This is a genomic window from Pseudoalteromonas sp. T1lg75 (genome assembly GCF_002964705.1).
Lineage (GTDB): Bacteria > Pseudomonadota > Gammaproteobacteria > Enterobacterales > Alteromonadaceae > Pseudoalteromonas.
Genome location: NZ_PQCD01000036.1, coordinates 45,343 through 66,477 on the forward strand (window position 1 = coordinate 45,343; position 21,135 = coordinate 66,477).

Genomic DNA, 21,135 nt, shown 5'->3' on the forward strand with positions numbered 1-21,135 from the left:
CTAAAACAATACGAAAAGAGCAGCATATGTCTGAAAAAATCGCAATATTATTTCCTGGTCAAGGCTCACAAAGCGTTGGCATGTTATCCGAGCTACTGAGCGAGTCAGAAGTAGTTAAAGCCACCTTTGCGGAAGCCTCAGAAGCCCTTGGCTATGACTTGGCGGAACTGGTACTGAACGGTCCAGAAGAAGAGCTCAACCAAACACACCGTACGCAGCCAGCGTTACTGTGTTCGTCTGTGGCTATTTTCCGTCATTGGCAGCAGCAAGGCGGTGCAGAGCAAGAAGTGGTACTAGCCGGTCACAGCCTGGGTGAGTACTCGGCGCTGGTATGTGCTGGTGTCATGAGCCTAGCCGAGGGTGTTAAGCTGGTAGAAAACCGTGGTCAATATATGCAGCAAGCCGTGCCAGCGGGTGTTGGTTCAATGGCGGCCATCATAGGTCTAGACGATGATGTTATCGCTAAAGCCTGTGCCGACAGCGCGCAAGGTCAGGTTGTTGCTCCGGTGAACTACAACTCACCGGGTCAGGTGGTGATTGCCGGTAATAAAGAAGCCGTCGATCGCGCCAGTGAAGCCTGTAAAGAAGCCGGTGCTAAGCGTGCATTGCCTCTTGCGGTAAGTGTACCTTCTCACTGTGAGCTGATGAAGCCTGCCGCCGAGCAGCTTAAAGGCGACTTGGATGCATTAGCATTAAACGCCCCTGCCTACACAGTGATCAACAACGTTGATGTTGCCGCTGAGCAGGACGTTGAAGCCATCAAAGATGCCTTGGTACGTCAGCTTTATAGCCCGGTCCGCTGGACTGAAACCGTACAAGCCATCGCTAAAATGGGTGTGACTCAGGCCTTTGAATTTGGTCCAGGTAAGGTGTTAACGGGTCTGGTAAAACGAATTGATAAATCTGTTGCTTGCAGCGCTGTTAATGACAGTGCCAGCGTAGACGCAGCTAAATAAAAGAGAACAAAAATGGCAAATTTATTTTCCCTAGAGGGCAAGGTAGTCCTAGTAACAGGTGCAAGCCGTGGTATTGGTAAAGCGGTTGCTGAGCAATTGGTCGCGCAAGGCGCAAAGGTTGCTGGCACGGCGACCAGTGACGGTGGTGCTGAGAAGATCTCTGCCTACCTTGGTGAGAACGGTAAAGGCTACAAGCTGAACGTGACCGATGCCGAGTCAATCGAAGCAACCCTAGCTGCAATTAAAGCAGACCTAGGTGACATTGATGTATTGGTAAACAATGCCGGTATCACCCGCGATAATCTGCTAATGCGCATGAAAGATGACGAATGGCAGGATATTATCGACACTAACTTGTCGTCTATCTTCCGCCTGTCAAAAGCGGTATTGCGTCCTATGATGAAGAAAAAGTCTGGCCGTATTATCAACATAGGTTCGGTTGTGGGCACCATGGGTAACGCCGGTCAAGCCAACTATGCGGCTGCGAAAGCAGGCGTCATTGGTTTTTCTAAGTCGTTGGCGCGCGAAGTGGCGTCACGCGGTATCACAGTAAACGTGGTGGCACCTGGCTTTATCCAAACCGATATGACCGACGAGCTGACTGAAGAGCAAAAAGCGGCAACACTTGCCAATGTACCGGCGGGTCGTCTTGGTCAACCAAACGAAATTGCAGCGGCCGTATGCTATTTAGCGTCTGACGCGGCAGCGTACGTTTCCGGCGAAACTCTGCACGTTAACGGCGCGATGTATATGGTTTAAGGCTCAGGCTGAGCCAAAAAAGGTCGCAAAAACTCGACTAAAAAGATTGAAGTTTTTGTGATCTTGCTTTAAACATACTTGAAATCGCCGTGAAAATGGGCGATAAAAGTGCAACTTTATATTCATAGAGGTTTGACCAGACAAAAAACTCTGGGCAAATCCTTGAATCAGACAAATATGCTGCGTAAACTACGCCGCAATCTGAAAAAATAACGCAGTAGCGTTTAAATAAAGGAAAGAAGAATGAGCGACATCCAAGAACGCGTAAAGAAAATCATCGTTGAGCAACTAGGTGTTAAAGAAGAAGAAGTAAAGTCTGAAGCGTCTTTCGTTGATGATCTAGGTGCGGACTCTCTTGATACTGTTGAGCTAGTAATGGCGCTAGAAGAAGAATTTGACACTGAGATCCCAGACGAAGAAGCTGAGAAGATCACTACAGTTCAAGCTGCTATCGATTACGTTACAGCTCACGCTGAGTAATCCACGCATTTCTTTTAAGGGCAGCATTCGCTGCCCTTAGTCTATCTGAGACCCCCATCTTTTATTCCCTTTTTGGAGGACACCGTGGCTAAACGTCGAGTCGTAGTTACTGGCTTAGGTATGCTTACGCCGCTGGGTAATGATGTAGCGTCAACCTGGCAGGGCTTATTGAATGGACAAAGTGGCATTGGTGCTATTACCCATTTCGATACAACAGATTTCGGGACCAAATTTGCTGGTTTAATCAAAGATTTTGATGCCGAAGCATACATGGCGAAGAAAGATGCCAAGAAAATGGATTTATTTATCCAGTACGGTATCGCTGCAGGTTTACAAGCGCTGGACGATTCTGGCTTGGAAGTCACTGACGCCAACGCCGAACGTATTGGTGTTGCTGTGGGCTCAGGGATCGGTGGCTTGACACTGATCGAAGAAAACCATGAAAAACTTTTAAATGTTGGGCCGCGCAAGTTGTCGCCATTTTATGTGCCGTCAACCATCATCAATATGATCTCAGGCCACCTTTCTATAATGAAGGGCCTGCGTGGACCGAACATTTCTATCGTTACCGCCTGTACAACCGGCCTGCATAATATAGGCCATGCGGCACGCATGATCGCCTACGGTGATGCGGATGCCATGGTTGCCGGTGGTGCCGAGAAGGCCTCTACGCCTATGGGCATGGGTGGTTTTAGCGCTGCACGTGCCTTGTCAACGCGTAACGATGATCCACAAGCGGCGTCACGCCCTTGGGATAAAGACCGTGACGGTTTTGTGCTTTCTGATGGTGCCGGTGTTGTAGTACTTGAAGAGTATGAGCACGCCAAGGCCCGTGGTGCGAAAATCTATGCCGAACTGGTAGGTTTTGGCATGAGTGGTGATGCCTATCACATGACCTCGCCGCCTGAAGACGGCGCCGGTGCGGCACTTGCTATGGCCAATGCCATTAAAGATGCGGGTATCAATGCCGAGCAAGTGGGTTACATCAATGCTCACGGTACCTCAACGCCAGCGGGCGATAAGGCCGAAACCAGTGCGGTTAAGAGCATCTTCGGTGCCGCTGCCGACAAGGTGATGGTGGGTTCGTCTAAGTCTATGATGGGTCACCTACTTGGTGCCGCCGGTTCGGTAGAATCAATCATCACAGTGCTGTCACTGCAAGACCAAAAAGTATCGCCGACCATCAACTTGGATAACCCGGACGAGGGCTGTGATCTGGATTACATTGCCCACACCGCGCGCGATGTAAAACTAGACTATGCGCTGTGTAACTCGTTTGGTTTCGGTGGTACCAACGGCTCACTGTTATTTAAAAAGATCTAACTGTGAAATCAACTGCCTACCAGCATAGACCAAGTTGGGACTAAGCTGGTAACATAAGCTCGGTTATGACCGAGCTTTTTTTATGACTAAAACTATTATAAATGGCCAGCCGGGGCACCTGATTGATATTAAGGATCGTGGCTTAAACTACGGCGATGGTTTTTTTACCACCGCCAAAGTGGTCGACGGCCAGGTTCAGCTTTGGCCCTTACACCGCGCTCGTTTAAGTGAATGTGCTCGACGTTTGGGTTTTGGGGAATTGGATTTTGTTGCCCTGGAGCAGGATGTGACTCAGCTGCTTGGTAGTAACCAGGCCCTTGCCGAGGAGCCCGCGGTACTCAAGGTGTTGTATACCCGAGGCAGTGGTGGGCGAGGTTATGCTCCCCCCAGTGATGTGCAGCCCACACGCGTGCTTAGCCTGTTGCCTTACCCGAGTGCCTATCAGGGGATAGCGCAAAAGGGCCTGAGCCTCTCTGTCGCCAAAACACGCTTGGCGCAACAGCCCTTGTTGGCCGGTTTGAAAACCCTCAATCGTCTAGAGCAGGTCTTTATTAAGCAAGAAGCGGCACAGCAGAGCAGTGATGACTTACTGGTGCTAGATACCACAGACAAGGTGATTGAAACCTCCAGTGCCAATTTGCTGGTGTACAAGCAAGGGCAGTGGTATACGCCAAGCTTAGAGCAGGCTGGGATACAGGGGGTGTATTTAACGCATCTGCAACAACGCCTGCCAATAATCAGTTGTCAGCTTAATTTGGCCCAGGTATTGTCGATGGATGCGGTGTTCTGCTGTAATAGCTTGATGGAGCTGGTGCCTATTACCCGCATCGCCCACCATGATTACAACCTCGATATTGCGCTTAGCCTGTTAGTAAAACAAGGGATCAAGGTATGATAAGGGTCATTGCCAGTGTGGTGTTACTGGCGTTAGTGCTTACTGCGGCCGGATACTACCAGTTGCGCCAAGCCATGCAGGCGCCCTTTAATATTGGTCACACGCAGTTGGTGGAAATTCCCAGTGGCACAGGGTTTAATCAGTTATGCCGTCAGTGGCAGAGCAAGCAATGGGTCGACGAGTGTTGGCCGCTGCAGGTGCTCGCCAAACTCGATCCTAGCCTCACCGATTTAAAAGCCGGCGTGTATCAGTTGGTACCGGGTACCGCACTGAGCGCCTTTAGGCAGATCAGTCAGGGGTTGGAGCATGAGTTCAGCTTCACCATTATCGAAGGCGATAATTTACGCCAGGTGCTGGCACGTTTGGCTCAAGCAGAATACGTAGATACGCCATTACAATGGGGCGATAGCTTTAATAATCAGCCTCTGGATGAGCGCTTCGAAGGTAAGTTGTTTCCCGATACCTATCATTATCATGCCCATGAAGATGCTGAGCAGATCCTTTTACGGGCCTATAACAAGATGGAAGTGCAGTTGGCCGAAATCTGGCAGCAGCGCGACGATAACACGCCATTGCAGAGCGCCTATGAGGCCTTGATCTTGGCCTCGATTATCGAAAAGGAAACCGGGGTTGCCGGCGAGCGTCCACTCATTGCGTCCGTGTTCGTAAATCGTTTAAACAAGGGCATGCGTTTGCAAACGGATCCCACGGTGATCTATGGTATCGGCCCCGATTTCGATGGCGACATTACCCGTGCTCATTTGCGTCAGACCACGCCATACAACACCTATCGTATCAATGGCTTGCCACCAACGCCTATTGCCATGCCATCGCGAAAAGCCTTGTTGGCAGCGGTGCAGCCAGCGCAATCGGATTATTATTATTTTGTCGCCAAGGGCGATGGCAGCCATCAATTTTCAAAGCGACTGGCGGATCATAACCGCGCAGTGCGCCAGTATCAGTTAAGAAGAGCAAATGACAGCTAAGTTTATTGTGATTGAGGGTCTAGAGGGCAGTGGTAAGTCCACCGCCATGAAGGTCTGTGCCGAGCTATTAACGAAAGCGGGTGTTGATTTTATCACCACTCGAGAGCCAGGCGGCACCCCGGTGGCAGAACAATTGCGAACTGTGGTAAAAGAATGCCAGGACGAGCAGGTGAGCACCCAAACCGAACTGCTGCTAATGTATGCGGCGCGCTCTCAATTGGTGGAAAATGTAATTCGCCCGGCGCTGATGCAGGGCACCTGGGTGCTTGGCGATCGTCACGATTTATCGTCTCAGGCTTATCAGGGCGGGGGCCGAGAGGTCGATGCCGAGGTGATGCGTTTTCTTGGCAATTATGTCCTAGACGGGCTACGCCCGGATTTGACCTTGTATCTCGACATCGAGCCGGCCCTAGGCCTTGAGCGAGCCCGTGGTCGGGGTGAGCTGGATCGCATCGAACAGGAAGACCTGTCGTTTTTTGAGCGCACGCGAGAGCGTTATTTGGCCTTGGCGCATGCAGATGACAGCATTCATATAATCGATGCCAGTCAAAGCATGGAGCAAGTGCATCAGGCTTTGGCCGATGTGCTGGTGCCCTTCTTAGCGGAGCAATAATGTACCCCTGGCTTAGCAATGTACAGCAGCAATATGCCCAACAGCAGCAACAGGGGCGATTGCACCATGCCCATTTACTTTATGGCGCTGAGGGCGTGGGTAAAGGCGTATTGGCTGAGCAGTTATGTAAGGCCTTACTGTGTGAGCAGGCCGAACAAATGCACCCTTGTGGCCAATGCAAGGGCTGCAAACTAATTGCTGCCGGGACGCATCCAGACTTACTTATGCTCAGTGGAGAGGGAAGCAGCATAGGTGTCGATGCCATACGCGCCATCAGCGACTTTGTCCAACACAGTGCCCAGCAAGGCGGCGCCAAATGCGTGATTATTCCTAATGCCCAGCGTATGACCGTGGCCGCCAGCAATGCCCTGTTAAAAACCCTGGAAGAGCCTAATAACCATTGTTATTTGTGGTTGCTTAGCCCAGGTACGGCTAATTTATCGGCCACCATCTTAAGCCGCTGCGCCAAGCAACAGATCTCGGTGCAAGACGATGCTCATTTGGATGCCTGGTTGCAACAGTATGCCCATGAAGCCATACAGCAGCCCTTTGCCGTGCACTTTAAAACTCAGCCCTTGTTGTTGCGCCAATGGCAAGAAAACGACGAGCTGGGGCAAATCCAAAGCTTATACCAAGCGCTGTATGAGCAGCAATTAGCGGTTAACGAACAAAAGCTGGTTGATATTTTGACGCAAAACTCACAATATATTGCTATCTTTAGGCTGTTCGTAAGCCAGTTTCTATTACACAGGTCCCAGCAGGGGTTGCCCTTTGCGGCTTTTGAACGCTGTTATAGGCAGTTACAACACTTTAGTGAACAGGTAACGCAGACCCCAGGACTTAATATGACTTTAGCACTGGCACAGCTGTTGCGTGTGTTAAAACAAGAATTAGGATAACAAAGGAGCCGTTGTGCAAGAGCTACTTGTAGAATTAGACGATCTGGATGAATTATATCGTTGTTATATGCCTTATCTAAAAACCGGTGGTTTGTTTGTACGCACAAACATGAGCTATGAAATGGGGCAGTCTTTGGCGTTGCGCGTGAGCTTACCCGACTCCCTCGAGGAAGAGGTGGTGACGGGCAAGGTAGTGTGGGTGACCCCAATCGGCGCGCAAAGCTCAAACCCGCCAGGTATCGGCATCGGTTTTATTGACGACAAAGTGCACCTGCGTGACAAAATCGAAAAGATGCTCGGGACTTTGTTAAACTCCGGCCACCCCACATACACCATGTAAGGCCTTCGGCCTTACATTCACATTGCAGTAACTCATGATTGTAGATTCCCACTGCCACCTAGACAGGTTGGACTTCGATAAACTCGGCGAGGATTTGCCGAGTGTATTAGCTCAGGCTCGCGCCAAGGATGTAGAACACTTTTTATGTGTGAGCGTAACCTTGCAGCAGTTTCCGCAGATGTTGGAAAAAATTGCTGCCTTCGACGATGTCTCCGCTTCTTGCGGGGTGCACCCGTTAGATCAAAAAGATGCTTTGGATATCGACCTGTTGCGCCGTTTGGCGGTGCATGACAAGGTGGTTGCCATAGGTGAAACCGGGTTGGATTACTACTACAGTGGTGAAACTAAGCAGGTTCAGCAAGAGAGTTTTGTCGGCCATATTCAGGTGGCCAATGAGCTGAATAAGCCGCTGATTATTCATACCCGAGACGCCAAAGCCGACACCATAAATTTGATGCGCGAGCATAATGCCGAGCGTTGTGGTGGGGTGCTGCATTGCTTCACCGAAGACCTGGACATGGCGAAACAGGCCATGGATCTGGGTTTTTATATTTCCATTTCAGGCATCGTCACCTTCCGTAATGCAGAGCAGTTGCGAGAGGTGGTTAAGCAGGTGCCTCTGGAGCGCTTGCTGATTGAAACCGACTCACCCTATTTGGCGCCGGTGCCGCATCGCGGTAAAACCAACCAACCCGCCTATGTACAGGATGTGGCCTACTTTATTGCCGACCTCAAAGGGGTGAGCTATAAAGAGTTGGCGAACGCTACTACGGATAACTTCTATCGTTTATTTAACGGTATTAACAGGCGCTAAGGATTGATGGGGCCAATATTGTGACAGAACTTCCTCTGCTCCTGCTTGGCCCTTTGCTTCGTCGCGCCGAGCCCGAGCTTATTCGCCTGCAGCTGGCGACCTCTAAGGCGATCAACCCACGATTAGAGCTAAGCGGCGTCGAGCTGTATCAGCAGGTAGACATGTGCCGTCTTGGCGAGCACTTGTACCTTTACAGCCTGACCCTTACGCCACGCAAAGGGACCTTTGCTACGGACCTGGCCATCGCCTACGAGCTGTTTGATGGCCTCGTGCGCATAGATTTAAGTGCGTTTTGCTACCCCGGTCACGCCAGCCCGACGTTATTAATACCTCAGCAACTTCACTCAGTGCTACATGGCTCTTGTCGCAATCCCCATCATTACAGTGACGATGCCCTGGTGCAGGCAGATGAATTGCTGGCGTGCTCCCTAGCGCAAGAAAATGAGGTTCAACGTCCGCAGTTGTTGTTGCTCTCTGGCGATCAGGTGTATGCCGATGATGTGGCTGGTCCCATGTTACTGGCTATTCATCAGTTGGTTGCCAAGCTGGGTATTTACACCGAATCCATGCCCTTGCTGACTACGAGCGAGCAGGTGGTCGACGAGCTCTATCGGCGCGCCGAGTTGCTGCCGAAAAAGCCTTGGCAAAAACTGTCAAAGTGGCACAGCGGCTATTGGCTGCGCAAAGACGAGCCCCACTTTAGCAGCATTAAAAGTGCCAACCATTTAATTCATTTCGAAGAATTTATTGCGCTGTATTTGTTGAGTTTTAGCGCCGCAAGTTGGCAACTGGTCGATTTTGCCCGGCTAGAGCTCGCCGCCGAGCATCCCCAGCAGGAAGTGTTTAGTGCCGAGCGCGAGCATTTGCGTAAATTTGCCGCCAGCCAAGGGCAGGTGGCGCGGTTGTTGGCGCACACCAGCACCTTAATGATTTTCGACGATCATGACGTCACCGATGATTGGAACCTCACCGCTAATTGGGAGCAAGCGGTGTATACCCATGGCGCCAGCCGCGGCATAATATGCAATGCCATGTTGGCCTACGCCCTGTTTCAGGGCTGGGGGAATACGGATGCGAAACAGGACTGGCCTTTTTTCTCCTTAGTCAATGACGCCTTGCAAGATAATAATTGGCATTTGAAGGGCGGCTATAAGCCCTTGCTGCATTACGATTACTGGCATTATGAGCTCCCCACCGTACCTAAGGTCGTGGTGCTCGATACCCGTACCCATAGGTGGCGAAACGAGCAGGACTTTAATGAGCCATCCGGCCTCTTGGACTGGGAGCGACTATTAGAGCTAGAGAGCACCCTGGAAGGCTGCGACAAGGTTTTGCTGGTTTCCCCGGCGCCAGTGTTTGGGGTTAAATCCATCGAGGCGATACAGGCGCTGTTTACCCTGTGCGGTAAGCCCTTAATGGTGGATTGTGAAAACTGGATGGCCCATGAGGGCTCGGCGAAAAAGTTACTCGATATCTTCCGGCGCTTAGAAACACCGGAAGAAACCATCATTCTTTCCGGCGATGTGCATTATTCCTTTTGCTTCTCCGTCAAGGCGCGCTTTGGCGAGCGCGACAACCGTATTTGGCAGCTGACTGCCAGTGGCATTAAGAATGAGTTTCCTCGTAAGTTGATCAACTTTTTGGATAAGCTTGACTCCATACTCTACTCGCCGCGCAGCCCCTTGAATATGTTTACCAAACGTTGGCAAATGAAGGTCGATAAGCACGATACCACCACGGGTCCGCAGAAACATTTGGTGAGTCAGGCGGCGATCAGTCTGATTGAGTTGGAGCAGGGCGAGCTAAACCGCTATCGGCTGCTGCACAGCGACGGCAGCTGCACCGAGTATGAACTCGATTAAGGTCACAAAAAAGTGGCAATAATTTATCGCAACAGCTTGAAACTTATGGTGAAAATTTTCAAAAGGAATAAAAAACGCCCAGGACGAATCCGCATTGTCCTGGGCCTAGGGGAATGGCTCTTGATGAGCCGTGCGCTAACTAAATAAACTGTTCACATTCATACGGGAGAAGCGAAAGTCTTCTTAATTGTAGTTAACGCAGTGCAAAAAGTGAAATAAATCTGAACGATTAAATTAACTTTAAAAACAGTGTGTTATAAACTTTTGTGAAAAACTGTAAAAAAAACAGACTGGTTTTTGCTGCTTTTATACCCAAGTTATTCCCAAGTTATTAACCGTCCATCCAGGACCAGATCCCGGGCAAGGGAGTTTTTGATTTTGTTCTTTTGCCACTTCCCCAGACCGACGCTGGCTCCGTTTAAACGTATGATCACTTCACCTTGGGCCGAACTTGGCTCGCTAAGGCGTACATCTTTGCCATTAAAGTAGTCGGCGCCTTGCTCGGCGGTTAATTCAACGGTGTTTTTCGTGGCCAGTTTCCCTAGGCAACTGCCAAACTCATGCTCAAGTCGCACGCCATTTTTGTGTGTGGTGCCAATCAAGATACCGATGCGGGAGTATTTAACCGCCTCAAACAACTGCACATTCTCTGCATCCGGGAACAGCCATACTTCTTTATCGCGGACATACAGGGTGCCGGGTAAGGCTTTTATCCCAAACTGCTTTTTAAGATACTGCATAAATTCTTGCAGTTGCTTTGCTGGCATTGGCGTAAAAGGGAAAGCGCCTTTTTTGCTTTTTGGCTCGCTTACCGCCTTGGCACCGGTTTTCTTAAACTTGGCAATAAAAAAGCCTTCGCTGTCGAATATCTGTGGCCAGATATGCAGATAACCCTCTTTTGTTGCCGCTTTTTCTGCATCGGTAAACAAATCATTCAGCGGCTCAACTTCGATTAAGCCGGCAAATTCGTCGAGCAGATACTGGCACACGGCCTGGTTTTCTACCGGGGTCAGGGTACAGGTGGAGTAGACTAGGGTGCCGCCCACTTTAAGGGCGTGGAAAGCGCTTTTTATCAGCGACTTTTGTACCTCGCTGATATCGATATTCGATTGCAGCGACCAGTTTTTTAACGCATCGGCATCTTTACGCACTGTGCCTTCGCCAGAGCAGGGTGCATCCAATAAAATGGCGTCGAACATCTCCGGCATATAATCGCCAAATACGGCGCCATCAAAATGCGTGAGCCCAACATTATGGGCGCCGATGCGTTTAAGCGTCGCACTGAGAGCCTTGAGCCGTGACGATGAATATTCATTGGCAACTAAAAAGCCCTCATTGTTGAGCATGGCCACCAATTGTGAGGTTTTACTGCCTGGGGCCGCAGCCATATCCAGTACCGTATGGGCTTCGCCTAAGGCATGGTTCAATGCTTCTTTAAGTGCCGTAGGTGGCAGCATGGAGCTGGCCTCTTGTACATAGATGCAGCCACTTAAGTGCAAATCGGTTCTGCCCAAAGGCAGGGACTCTTCTTCTTGCTCTGGACGGGTTAGCCAATAACCCTCTTCACACCAAGGCACCGGGGTGATATGCCAACGGCGCTGGTTACATATTTGCTCAAACTCCTCGGTCGACATCTTTAACGTATTAACTCGCACCGCTCTTTTAAGCGGGGTTTGGCAGGCGTTGATAAAGTCTTCTAGTTCAAGGTGTTCAGGCAAATAGCTTTTAACATCATCAATAAAAGCTTCGGGGATATAGGTATTGATGTTCATAGATATGGACAATGACGGGCAAATAATCTGGCCATAGTGTATCGCATCACCATAGTGAATGCCGATGTTTTTAAAGTGTCGACATTTTTGTTTCAATTCCACACAAAGCACTAATCTTAGCAGGTATAAATAGAATTTATGTCGACAATACAGACTGGCTACGGTTGACAATATCCCCATCCTCTCCCATAGTAGGTGCCAAGATTGTCGACAATTTGAGAAAGGCGTGAGCAATCAATCCGTGACTAATGAATCAATAGAACCGCAAAACCAGGTGACAACCGCAGTAGACCAAGTTTTTGTGGAGCTGCGCCGCGCCATCGTTGAGGGAGACGTGGCACAGGGGTCGAAAATTTCCGAACCGGAATTGGCAAAACGCTATGGTGTATCGCGCGCAACCCTGCGTGATGCCCTAAACCGTTTAGAGGCCTGTAATCTGGTTGAGCGCAAAGCCAATGTGGGTTGTCGCGTGGTGGCCTTGACGCCAGAGCGCCTTATCGAGGTGTATCAGGTGCGTGCCGCCCTCGAGGGTTTGGCCTGTCGGCTTGCCGCACAGAACATGACCGACGAGGAAATTGCCAATATTAAAGCCTTGTTAAACAAGCACCTCAATGAGCAACGAGTGAAAGAAGGGGAGTCCTATTACCAAGAGGCCGGCGACCTGGATTTTCACTACCGCATCATTAAGGGCTCGAAAAACGAGCACCTATTTAATTTGCTAATTCACGATTTATATCAGCTTATTCGCATGTACCGAGTGCAAATGGGGATGACGGGCCCTCGAGTTTCCAAAGCATTTGACGAGCATTTGGCTATTATTAACGCCATTGAAAATCGTGATGGCGAATTGGCTGAGATGTTGATGAAGCGACATATCAGCTATTCAATGAATAACATAGAAAACAAATTTAACGCGGCGCAATAACCGCAACAGTTCACAGAGCAGGAGTTTACAATGTCCGCAGGAAAAAAATTTAGAGACGCATTAACGGCCAATCAGCCATTGCAGATTGTTGGCACTATCAATGCTTATTGTGCCATGATGGCCAAACAACTAGGCCACCAAGCTATTTATCTGTCCGGCGGTGGCGTGGCCAACGCCTCATACGGTCTGCCTGACTTAGGCATGACTTCATTGAACGATGTGATTGCCGATGTACAGCGTATTACCTCGGCCTGCGACTTACCGCTAATGGTGGATATCGACACGGGTTGGGGCGGTGCATTTAATATTGCCAAGACCATCCGCGATATGGAAAAAGCCGGTGCCGCTGCGGTGCACATCGAAGATCAGGTGGCGCAAAAGCGTTGTGGTCACCGCCCAAATAAGGAAATCGTTCCCGTTGAAGAAATGGTCGACCGTATTAAAGCGGCGGTGGATGCCCGTACCGACTCAGACTTCTTCATCATGGCCCGTACCGACTCATTTGCCCAAGAAGGCTTAGAAGCCGCTATTGCACGTGCCAAGGCTTATGTGGCCGCCGGTGCCGACGGTATCTTTGCCGAAGCGGTACAAACCGAAGAGCATTACCGCGCCTTTGCCGACGCGTTAGACGTGCCAATTCTGGCCAACATCACCGAGTTCGGTAAAACCGAATTGTGGAACTGCAAAGAGCTAGGCGAGTGGGGCGTGGACATGGTGCTTTACCCATTGTCGGCATTCCGTGCCATGAATAAGGCGGCAGAAAATGTGTACAAATCGATTCTAGCGAACGGCGATCAAAAAGCCGTAATAGACACCATGCAAACTCGTATGGAGCTATACGATTATCTTGGCTATCACGAATACGAACAAAAACTCGATGCCCTTTTTGCCGAAGGCAAGAATAAGTAACCGAGTTTCAACAGGAAAAATTCAGGAGAATTATTATGGTAGATAAAGCATTAGGTGGCGCGGGTCTGCGCGGTCAAGAAGCGGGTCAAACAGCCCTTTGTACGGTAGGTAAAACAGGTTCGGGCCTAACCTATTGTGGTTACGACATCAGTGAACTGGCGGATAAAGTACAGTTCGAAGAAGTGGCCTTTTTACTTTCGCGCGGCGAGCTACCTACCGCGGGTGAGCTGGTTGAATACAAAGCCAAACTTAAATCATTGCGCGGCCTACCGGCGGCACTTAAAACCGTGCTAGAGGCCATTCCAAAAGATGCCCACCCAATGGATGTGATGCGTACCGGCTGTTCTATGCTAGGTAACCTGGAAATGGAAACCGACTTCGACCAGGCCAATGACGCCATCGACCGCATGGTTGCTATTTTCCCAAGCATCATCTGTTACTGGTACCGCTTTAGCCACGATGGCGTGCGCATCGAAGTTGAAACCGATGACGATTCGGTGGGCGCTCACTTCCTGCATCTGTTGCATGACAAAGCGCCATCGCAGTTGTTTGCCGATGTGATGAACGTGTCTTTGATTCTCTATGCAGAGCACGAGTTTAACGCCTCAACCTTCACCGCCCGCGTATGTGCGTCAACATTGTCTGACATTCATTCATGTGTAACCGGTGCTATCGGTTCACTGCGTGGTCCATTGCACGGTGGTGCCAACGAAGCAGCGATGGAACTGATTGAGCGCTTCAGCAATGCCGATGAAGCCGAGCAGGAGCTGATGGGCATGCTTGAGCGTAAAGAGAAGATCATGGGCTTCGGTCATGCGATTTACCGCGAAAGCGATCCGCGTAATGTGATCATCAAAAAATGGTCAGAGCGTTTGGCCCAAGAGGTAGGCGATGATGTGCTTTACCCTGTGTCTGTACGTTGTGAAGAAGTGATGTGGCGCGAGAAGAAGCTATTCTGTAATGCCGATTTCTTCCACGCGTCGGCCTATCACTTTATGGGCATTCCAACCAAATTGTTTACGCCTATCTTTGTAATGAGTCGCGTAACGGGCTGGACTGCACACGTGAAAGAGCAGCGTGCTAACAACCGTATTATCCGCCCAAGTGCGGGTTATATCGGCCCAGAAGCGCGTCCAGTGCCCGAGCTAAGCGAGCGCTAAGCTACGGCTTAGCCACCTTGCCTGTCGGTGCGGCACATTCGTTGGCGCACCACATCCATTCGCAATGTAGAGAAGATTATGAATACCCAATACCGTAAGACGCTGCCGGGCTCAGAGCTGGTTTATTACGATACCCGAGCGGCGGTTGATGCAATCGAGCCAGGTGCCTACGATGGCTTGCCTTACACCTCAAAAGTGCTTGCCGAGAACCTGGTTCGCCGTTGTAACCCAGAAGATTTAACGCAAAGCCTTGAGCAACTTATTTATCGCAAGCGCGAGCATGATTTCCCTTGGTTCCCGGCGCGCGTAGTTTGTCACGATATTCTTGGTCAAACGGCGCTGGTGGATCTTGCCGGTCTGCGTGATGCCATTGCTGCCAAAGGCGGCGATCCGGCCAAGGTAAACCCAGTAGTGCCAACTCAATTGATCGTTGACCACTCGTTGGCGGTCGAAGCACCGGGCTTTGACCCAGACGCGTTCGAAAAGAACCGTGCCATTGAAGACCGTCGCAACGAAGACAGATTCCACTTTATTAACTGGACAAAAACAGCGTTTAAAAACGTTGATGTGATCCCGCCGGGTAACGGCATCATGCACCAGATCAACCTGGAGAAGATGTCGCCGGTGATCCAGGTACGTGATGGCGTGGCCTTCCCGGATACCCTGGTAGGTACCGACAGTCATACCCCGCATGTTGATGCGCTGGGCGTAATCGCCGTGGGTGTGGGTGGTCTTGAAGCCGAAAGCGTGATGCTGGGTCGTGCCTCTTACATGCGCTTGCCGGATATTATCGGTGTTGAGTTGACGGGTAAGCCGCAGCCGGGCATTACCGCCACCGATATCGTACTGGCGTTAACCGAATTCCTACGTAAAGAGCGTGTGGTTTCCAGCTACCTTGAGTTCTATGGTGAGGGTGCCTCGCATCTGACCCTGGGCGATCGTGCCACCATCTCGAATATGACACCGGAATACGGTGCCACGGCGGCCATGTTCTATATCGATGAGCAAACCATCGACTATTTGAAACTGACCGGTCGTGAAGACGAGCAGGTTAAGCTGGTTGAACAGTACGCCAAAGAAACTGGTTTGTGGGCCGATGCCATGACGGGTGCGAAATACGAGCGCGTATTAAGCTTTGATTTGTCATCTGTGGGTCGTAACCTGGCCGGTCCATCAAATCCGCATGCTCGTTTGGCGACGGCGGACTTGCAAGCCCGTGGTATCGCCAAGCATGTTGAGCAAGAAGAAGGCCTGATGCCGGATGGCGCGGTTATTATCGCGGCGATTACCAGTTGTACCAACACCTCTAACCCGCGTAACGTGATTGCCGCAGGTTTATTAGCCCGTAACGCCAATAAGTTTGGCTTGGTGCGCAAGCCCTGGGTGAAAACCTCACTGGCGCCAGGTTCTAAAGCGGTGAAACTCTATTTAGAAGAAGCGAACCTATTGCCTGAACTGGAAGCCCTGGGCTTTGGTGTGGTGGGTTTTGCCTGTACTTCATGTAACGGCATGAGTGGCGCCCTGGACCCGAAAATTCAGCAAGAGGTGATTGAGCGCGATATGTATGCGACTGCGGTACTCTCTGGCAACCGTAACTTTGACGGCCGTATCCACCCCTATGCCAAACAAGCCTTCCTGGCCTCACCGCCATTGGTGGTGGCGTATGCCATTGCCGGTACCATACGTTTCGATATCGAAAAAGATGCCCTGGGCTACGATAAGCAAGGTCAGCCTATTACCCTGAAGGATCTATGGCCAAGCGACGAAGAAATCGATGCGGTTATTGCCAAGAGCGTGAAGCCTGAGCACTTCCGCCAGGTGTACGAACCCATGTTCGATTTAGACGTGGATTACGGTGAAAAGAACAACCCCTTGTACGACTGGCGCGAAATGAGCACCTATATTCGTCGTCCACCTTATTGGGAAGGGGCACTGGCGGCACCACGCACCATGAAAGACATGCGTCCGCTGGCGGTGCTGGGTGACAACATCACCACCGACCACTTGTCGCCGTCGAATGCGATTCTGGCCAGCAGTGCGGCGGGTGAATACTTGGCGAAAATGGGTCTGCCTGAAGAAGACTTTAACTCGTACGCCACGCACCGTGGTGACCACCTAACGGCGCAACGTGCAACCTTCGCTAACCCGAAGCTGTTTAACGAAATGGTGCGCGATGAAAACGGTGAGGTGAAGCAGGGCTCACTGGCGCGTATTGAGCCAGAAGGCCAGGTTACCCGCATGTGGGAAGCCATTGAAACCTATATGGAGCGTAAGCAGCCGTTATGTATCGTTGCCGGTGCCGACTATGGTCAGGGTTCAAGCCGTGACTGGGCAGCCAAAGGCGTTCGCCTAGCGGGGGTGGAAGTGATCATCGCCGAAGGTTTCGAGCGTATTCACCGTACCAACCTGATTGGTATGGGTGTGTTACCTCTGGAGTTTAAAGCGGGTGAAAACCGCAAGACCTTCAACCTCGATGGCAGCGAAACCTATACGGTGTTAGGCGAGCCAGCACCGGGTGCCGACATGCAAGTGCAGATCACCCGAGCCAATGGTGAGCAGCTGACCATTACCACTAAATGTCGCCTTGATACCCAAGAGGAATTGTCTATCTACAGTGCAGGCGGTGTATTACAGCGTTTTGCGCAGGACTTCCTTGAAGGCTCAGTATAAATTGCAAAAGGTGGGCTCCCATTAGTGATGGGATCTCACCTTTTTTTGAGGTTAATAATGACACAACAGCTAAAAATACCGGCAACCTATATGCGCGGTGGCACCAGTAAAGGGGTGTTCTTTGCGCTGCAAGATTTGCCAGCACAAGCGCAGCAGCCGGGCGCCTATCGCGATGCCTTGCTTTTGCGCGTCATCGGCAGCCCGGATCCCTACGGCAAACATACCGATGGCATGGGCGGGGCGACATCCAGTACCAGTAAAACGGTGATCTTATCGAAAAGCGATAAAGCGGATCATGACGTTGACTACCTGTTTGGCCAGGTCGCCATCGACAAGCCCTTTATTGATTGGAGCGGCAATTGTGGCAACCTAACCGCTGCGGTGGGTGCCTTTGCCATTAATAACGGCTTGGTGGATGCAGCACGCATTTGCGAAAACGGTATCACCGAAGTGCGGATCTGGCAGGCCAATATCCATAAAACCATCATCGCTCATGTGCCTATGCGCGATGGCATGGTGCAAGAGCTTGGTGACTTCGAACTCGATGGCGTGACCTTTCCGGCCGCCGAGGTCAAAGTCGACTTTTTATCGCCTGTCGGTGATGGTGCGGTCCTGCCAACGGGTAATCTGGTTGATACTCTAGTCGTGCCGGGCGAGGGCGAGCTACAAGCGACCTTTATCAATGCCGGTATCCCCACGATTTTCGTGAATGCTAGTGAACTGGGTTACACCGGGGCCGAGTTGCAAGACGATATCAATAATGATGAGCAGGCATTGGCACGCTTTGAGCGCATTCGTGCCTTTGGTGCGGTGCAAATGGGGCTGATCAGCGATATTGAAGAGGCGAAAACCCGTCAGCATACGCCGAAGATTGCTATGGTGGCACCGCCAAGCAGCTATGTGGCCTCCAGTGGCAAGCACATTGATAGAGCGGATATAGACGTGCAAATTCGTGCCCTGTCTATGGGCAAACTGCACCATGCCATGATGGGCACGGCCGCCGTTGCTATCGCCACCGCCGCCGCTATTGAAGGCACCTTGGTGAATCTTGCCGCCGGTGGTGTGGCTCGTCAGTCACTGACCTTTGGTCACCCTTCGGGCACATTGCAAGTGGGTGCCTCGGTGAATATGAATGCGGGGCAGGTTGAAGTGCACAGCGTCAGTATGAGCCGCAGTGCCCGCCGCTTAATGGAAGGCTGGGTGCGAGTACCAGAGCCTGAATTAGGCGAGTAGACATAAAAAAAGCCGCTCAAAGCGGCTTTTTTTATTAAAGCAGAAGATGAATTACACAACACCGCGCGGTAGGCGACAGTCGTGGTCTTTCTCTGCAAGCTCTTTAATCCAAAATTCTTCGGCAGTGAAACCTTCTTTGTTTTCACTTACGACAGTAAAGGCAGCTTTCTTTTCGGTAGGTTTTGCCGCAGGAGCTGCTTTTTTGGTTGTTGTTTTTTTGCTTGCTTTGGCAGGTGCCTTTTCTTCTGCTTTAGCGACCGTTTCTGTTTTACCAGAAGTGAGTTCTTCAGTGAGAGCAGCTACGTCAGCAAGGCGCATGTTTTTGCCGCCATCAATGCTGTACCAGCCAGGCTTGGTGGTGATTTCTGGCTTTTTGCCATTCGCCGCTTCATAAGCAGCTTCAAAAGCAGCTAACACTTCTGTTTTGTCTAGTTTACTCATCAAAAGATCCTAGTCGTTAACGCAGGTTAATTTTATTACAAGTTTATATTTATACCCATTTGTCCCAAGATTTTCAATTTTTTGTGGCGAAATTACTAATTTCCTTTATTTTTTCCGCCAATGACGGGAGAATTTAGGCCTAAATTAGGTGCATGAGGTGATTATGAAACGCAATGAGCTACTCGCTATTTTGAATGCCAAGCTGGCGCCGGAGCAGATCAAAGACTTTTGTCCCAATGGCTTGCAGGTGGAAGGCACTGAACAGATCAAAAAAATCGTCACCGGAGTGACCGCCAGTCAGGCCCTGGTGGACAAGGCGGTGGAGCTGCAAGCAGATGCGCTTTTGGTACACCATGGTTACTTTTGGAAGGGTGAGTCACAAACCATCAGTGGCATGAAAAAGCGCCGCATAAAAGCGCTGCTGGCGGCGGATATTAACCTGTTCGCCTACCACTTACCTTTGGATGTGCACCCTGAGTTAGGCAACAACGCTCAGCTCGCTAAGTTATTGGGCATCGAGATCCAGGGCGGCATGGAGCCGGGAGCGACCAGCGTGCCGGTGTGGGGCAAACTCACAACGCCGGTCAGCGGTGCTGAGTTTGCCAAGCGCATCGAAACCGTGCTCGGGCGCACGCCGCTCAGCTCAGTGGTGCGCTCGGATGTGATTGAAACCATCGGCCTGTGTACCGGCGGTGGTCAGGGGTATATCGACCTGGCGGCGGCGCAAGGTTTGGATGCCTACCTGACCGGCGAGGCTTCGGAGCAAACCATACATAGTTCCACCGAGCAGGGCATAGATTTCTTTGCCGCCGGGCACCACGCCACCGAGCGCTATGGTGCTAAGGCGTTGGGGGAATTCTTAGCGGATGAATTCGGCTTGGATGTAACCTTTATTGACATCGACAATCCGGTATAAAGATTATACCAATTCACTTAAATAGCTAATCACCCTAGCGGGCTAAATATCGTGCTAACTGTGTTGAAATTTTTCTATGTACGCCTACACGGATGTAGGCGGTAGAGCGGCGCAGGAGCCAAAGCCGAGAATAACTACATAAGAAAAATTCCGCCTTGTTATCACATCATTTATCCAGCGCTATATCTGATCACATACTTAACAGAATTGGTATTAAAAGGAGCAGAGGCTCCTTTTTTACTGTTGTTGCACTGGCTTATTTGCGGCTGTTATTTTGCTTACAGGTATTGAGGAAGTGACGATAAACCGGGTTATCCTTCATTTCTTTTTTCATCGCCAAATACATGGGGCGGTTCAATCCCAGGGCGCCTAAAGGAATTGACTTGATCAAGCCCTGGGCTTCATAGGGTGTCACCAACCAATCCGGCAGGGCGGCCACGCCCATGCCTGCACTGACCAATTGGAAAATCAACAAGCCCTGATCCACGGTTTTTAAGGTGCCATCAAAACGGGCATTTTGAATAAAGTGTTTGAAGATATCCTGGCGCTCCCGCGGAATAGGGTAGGAGATGATGGTCTCGTCTTTTAAATCCAAGGCGGTGACATAGGCCTTGTTGGCCAAGGGGTGGTCCGGTGCCACGATCAGCTTAAGCTTAAAATCGAACAAATGGGCAAATTCCAAGCGATCCGGCTCACGAATGTCCGAAGTCAGGACCAGATCTAAATCACCATCCAGCAACTCGGGAATGGCGTCATAACTAAACCCGCGTTCATAATCCACATGTATATCCGGCCAGAAATTATTGAACTCCTTAATGGTCGGCAGCAACCAGTGAAAACAGGCGTGGCATTCCACACTTAGGCGCAGTTGCGAAATAGGCTGATTTAAACTTTCTTTAAGGCGGCATTTGGTGGCTTCGACCTTAGGTAACACCTCTTGCGCCAGTTCCAATAGCAGCATGCCTTGAGGGGTAAAGCGCACCGGATGGGTTTTACGCTCAAACAGCTGACAATCCAGCTTGTTTTCCAAGTCTTTGATTTGATGTGATAAAGCTGACTGGGTTAGAAATAATTCACGGGCGGTATTCACTAAAGAACCGGTTTCTTTCAAGGTGGCTATGGTTTTAAGGTGTTTAATTTCAATCATCTTTAGTAAATCTCATAAAAGCCAGTCACATATCT

Annotated in this window: 20 protein-coding genes; 17 read left to right on the forward strand and 3 right to left on the reverse strand. The window is 50.6% G+C overall.

Translation table 11 applies throughout. From position 1 onward, the window contains the following. Positions 1 to 26 precede the first annotated feature (26 nt). The 11 genes from fabD (at position 27) to C2M36_RS09855 (ending at position 9,927) form a co-directional block, all read left to right on the forward strand. On the forward strand, positions 27 to 956 hold the full coding sequence (gene fabD / locus C2M36_RS09805) for an ACP S-malonyltransferase (protein WP_105254768.1): 930 nt from the start codon (positions 27 to 29) through the stop codon (positions 954 to 956). Between the two features lie 12 nt (positions 957 to 968). Further along, positions 969 to 1,715, forward strand: coding sequence for a 3-oxoacyl-ACP reductase FabG (gene fabG / locus C2M36_RS09810; RefSeq protein WP_105200470.1), 747 nt, complete (start codon positions 969 to 971; stop codon positions 1,713 to 1,715). Positions 1,716 to 1,958: 243 nt separating this feature from the next. Beyond that, positions 1,959 to 2,195: an acyl carrier protein gene (gene acpP / locus C2M36_RS09815; protein ID WP_010374019.1), complete on the forward strand. Its 237-nt coding sequence runs from the start codon at positions 1,959 to 1,961 to the stop codon at positions 2,193 to 2,195. A gap of 84 nt (positions 2,196 to 2,279) precedes the next feature. Further along, positions 2,280 to 3,518, forward strand: coding sequence for a beta-ketoacyl-ACP synthase II (fabF, locus tag C2M36_RS09820; RefSeq protein WP_105190734.1), 1,239 nt, complete (start codon positions 2,280 to 2,282; stop codon positions 3,516 to 3,518). A gap of 82 nt (positions 3,519 to 3,600) precedes the next feature. After that, a complete protein-coding gene (gene pabC / locus C2M36_RS09825; protein ID WP_105254769.1) occupies positions 3,601 to 4,413 on the forward strand; it encodes an aminodeoxychorismate lyase in 813 nt (270 codons plus the stop codon). Beyond that, positions 4,410 to 5,399 carry an endolytic transglycosylase MltG gene (gene mltG, locus C2M36_RS09830; protein ID WP_105254770.1) on the forward strand — a complete coding sequence of 330 codons (990 nt, stop codon included), beginning with the start codon at positions 4,410 to 4,412 and terminating at the stop codon, positions 5,397 to 5,399. The genes pabC and mltG overlap by 4 nt, the downstream gene beginning before the upstream one ends. Further along, positions 5,389 to 6,012 carry a dTMP kinase gene (gene tmk, locus C2M36_RS09835; RefSeq protein WP_105254771.1) on the forward strand — a complete coding sequence of 208 codons (624 nt, stop codon included), beginning with the start codon at positions 5,389 to 5,391 and terminating at the stop codon, positions 6,010 to 6,012. Before mltG ends, tmk begins: the two co-directional genes overlap by 11 nt. Further along, positions 6,012 to 6,911 carry a DNA polymerase III subunit delta' gene (gene holB, locus C2M36_RS09840; protein ID WP_105254772.1) on the forward strand — a complete coding sequence of 300 codons (900 nt, stop codon included), beginning with the start codon at positions 6,012 to 6,014 and terminating at the stop codon, positions 6,909 to 6,911. Before tmk ends, holB begins: the two co-directional genes overlap by 1 nt. A 13-nt stretch (positions 6,912 to 6,924) precedes the next feature. Further along, complete coding sequence (locus tag C2M36_RS09845) at positions 6,925 to 7,251, forward strand: PilZ domain-containing protein (RefSeq protein WP_105190729.1); 327 nt, start codon at positions 6,925 to 6,927, stop codon at positions 7,249 to 7,251. A 34-nt stretch (positions 7,252 to 7,285) separates the two neighbouring features. Next, positions 7,286 to 8,065 carry a TatD family hydrolase gene (locus C2M36_RS09850; protein ID WP_105254773.1) on the forward strand — a complete coding sequence of 260 codons (780 nt, stop codon included), beginning with the start codon at positions 7,286 to 7,288 and terminating at the stop codon, positions 8,063 to 8,065. 20 nt (positions 8,066 to 8,085) lie between these two features. Further along, positions 8,086 to 9,927 (forward strand): alkaline phosphatase D family protein, encoded by a 1,842-nt coding sequence (locus C2M36_RS09855; RefSeq protein ID WP_234399145.1) that lies wholly within the window; start codon positions 8,086 to 8,088, stop codon positions 9,925 to 9,927. A 317-nt stretch (positions 9,928 to 10,244) separates the two neighbouring features. On the opposite strand, the gene rsmF is transcribed toward C2M36_RS09855, so the two are convergent. Beyond that, on the reverse strand, positions 10,245 to 11,699 hold the full coding sequence (rsmF, locus tag C2M36_RS09860) for a 16S rRNA (cytosine(1407)-C(5))-methyltransferase RsmF (protein ID WP_105254807.1): 1,455 nt from the start codon (positions 11,697 to 11,699) through the stop codon (positions 10,245 to 10,247). Positions 11,700 to 11,940: 241 nt separating this feature from the next. Here rsmF and C2M36_RS09865 point away from each other — a divergent pair, with 241 nt between their 5' ends. The 5 genes from C2M36_RS09865 (at position 11,941) to prpF (ending at position 18,596) form a co-directional block, all read left to right on the forward strand. After that, positions 11,941 to 12,624 carry a GntR family transcriptional regulator gene (locus C2M36_RS09865; protein WP_234399146.1) on the forward strand — a complete coding sequence of 228 codons (684 nt, stop codon included), beginning with the start codon at positions 11,941 to 11,943 and terminating at the stop codon, positions 12,622 to 12,624. Positions 12,625 to 12,654: 30 nt separating this feature from the next. Continuing rightward, positions 12,655 to 13,533: a methylisocitrate lyase gene (prpB, locus tag C2M36_RS09870; RefSeq protein WP_105254775.1), complete on the forward strand. Its 879-nt coding sequence runs from the start codon at positions 12,655 to 12,657 to the stop codon at positions 13,531 to 13,533. Between the two features lie 35 nt (positions 13,534 to 13,568). Beyond that, the gene (prpC, locus tag C2M36_RS09875; RefSeq protein ID WP_105190724.1) at positions 13,569 to 14,693 is read left to right on the forward strand and encodes a bifunctional 2-methylcitrate synthase/citrate synthase; all 1,125 of its coding nucleotides are present in this window, start codon (positions 13,569 to 13,571) and stop codon (positions 14,691 to 14,693) included. Between the two features lie 78 nt (positions 14,694 to 14,771). Then, positions 14,772 to 17,363, forward strand: a complete 2,592-nt coding sequence (gene acnD, locus C2M36_RS09880; protein ID WP_105254776.1) for a Fe/S-dependent 2-methylisocitrate dehydratase AcnD — start codon at positions 14,772 to 14,774, stop codon at positions 17,361 to 17,363. 57 nt (positions 17,364 to 17,420) lie between these two features. Further along, complete coding sequence (prpF, locus tag C2M36_RS09885) at positions 17,421 to 18,596, forward strand: 2-methylaconitate cis-trans isomerase PrpF (protein ID WP_442792649.1); 1,176 nt, start codon at positions 17,421 to 17,423, stop codon at positions 18,594 to 18,596. Between the two features lie 51 nt (positions 18,597 to 18,647). Here the strand turns inward: prpF and C2M36_RS09890 are convergent, their stop codons facing one another. Continuing rightward, positions 18,648 to 19,037, reverse strand: a complete 390-nt coding sequence (locus tag C2M36_RS09890; protein ID WP_105254777.1) for a hypothetical protein — start codon at positions 19,035 to 19,037, stop codon at positions 18,648 to 18,650. A 163-nt stretch (positions 19,038 to 19,200) separates the two neighbouring features. Here C2M36_RS09890 and C2M36_RS09895 point away from each other — a divergent pair, with 163 nt between their 5' ends. Then, complete coding sequence (locus C2M36_RS09895) at positions 19,201 to 19,953, forward strand: Nif3-like dinuclear metal center hexameric protein (RefSeq protein ID WP_105254778.1); 753 nt, start codon at positions 19,201 to 19,203, stop codon at positions 19,951 to 19,953. Between the two features lie 256 nt (positions 19,954 to 20,209). Here C2M36_RS09895 and C2M36_RS09900 read toward each other — a convergent pair whose 3' ends face one another. Beyond that, positions 20,210 to 21,100: a LysR substrate-binding domain-containing protein gene (locus C2M36_RS09900; protein ID WP_105254779.1), complete on the reverse strand. Its 891-nt coding sequence runs from the start codon at positions 21,098 to 21,100 to the stop codon at positions 20,210 to 20,212. Positions 21,101 to 21,135 lie beyond the last annotated feature (35 nt).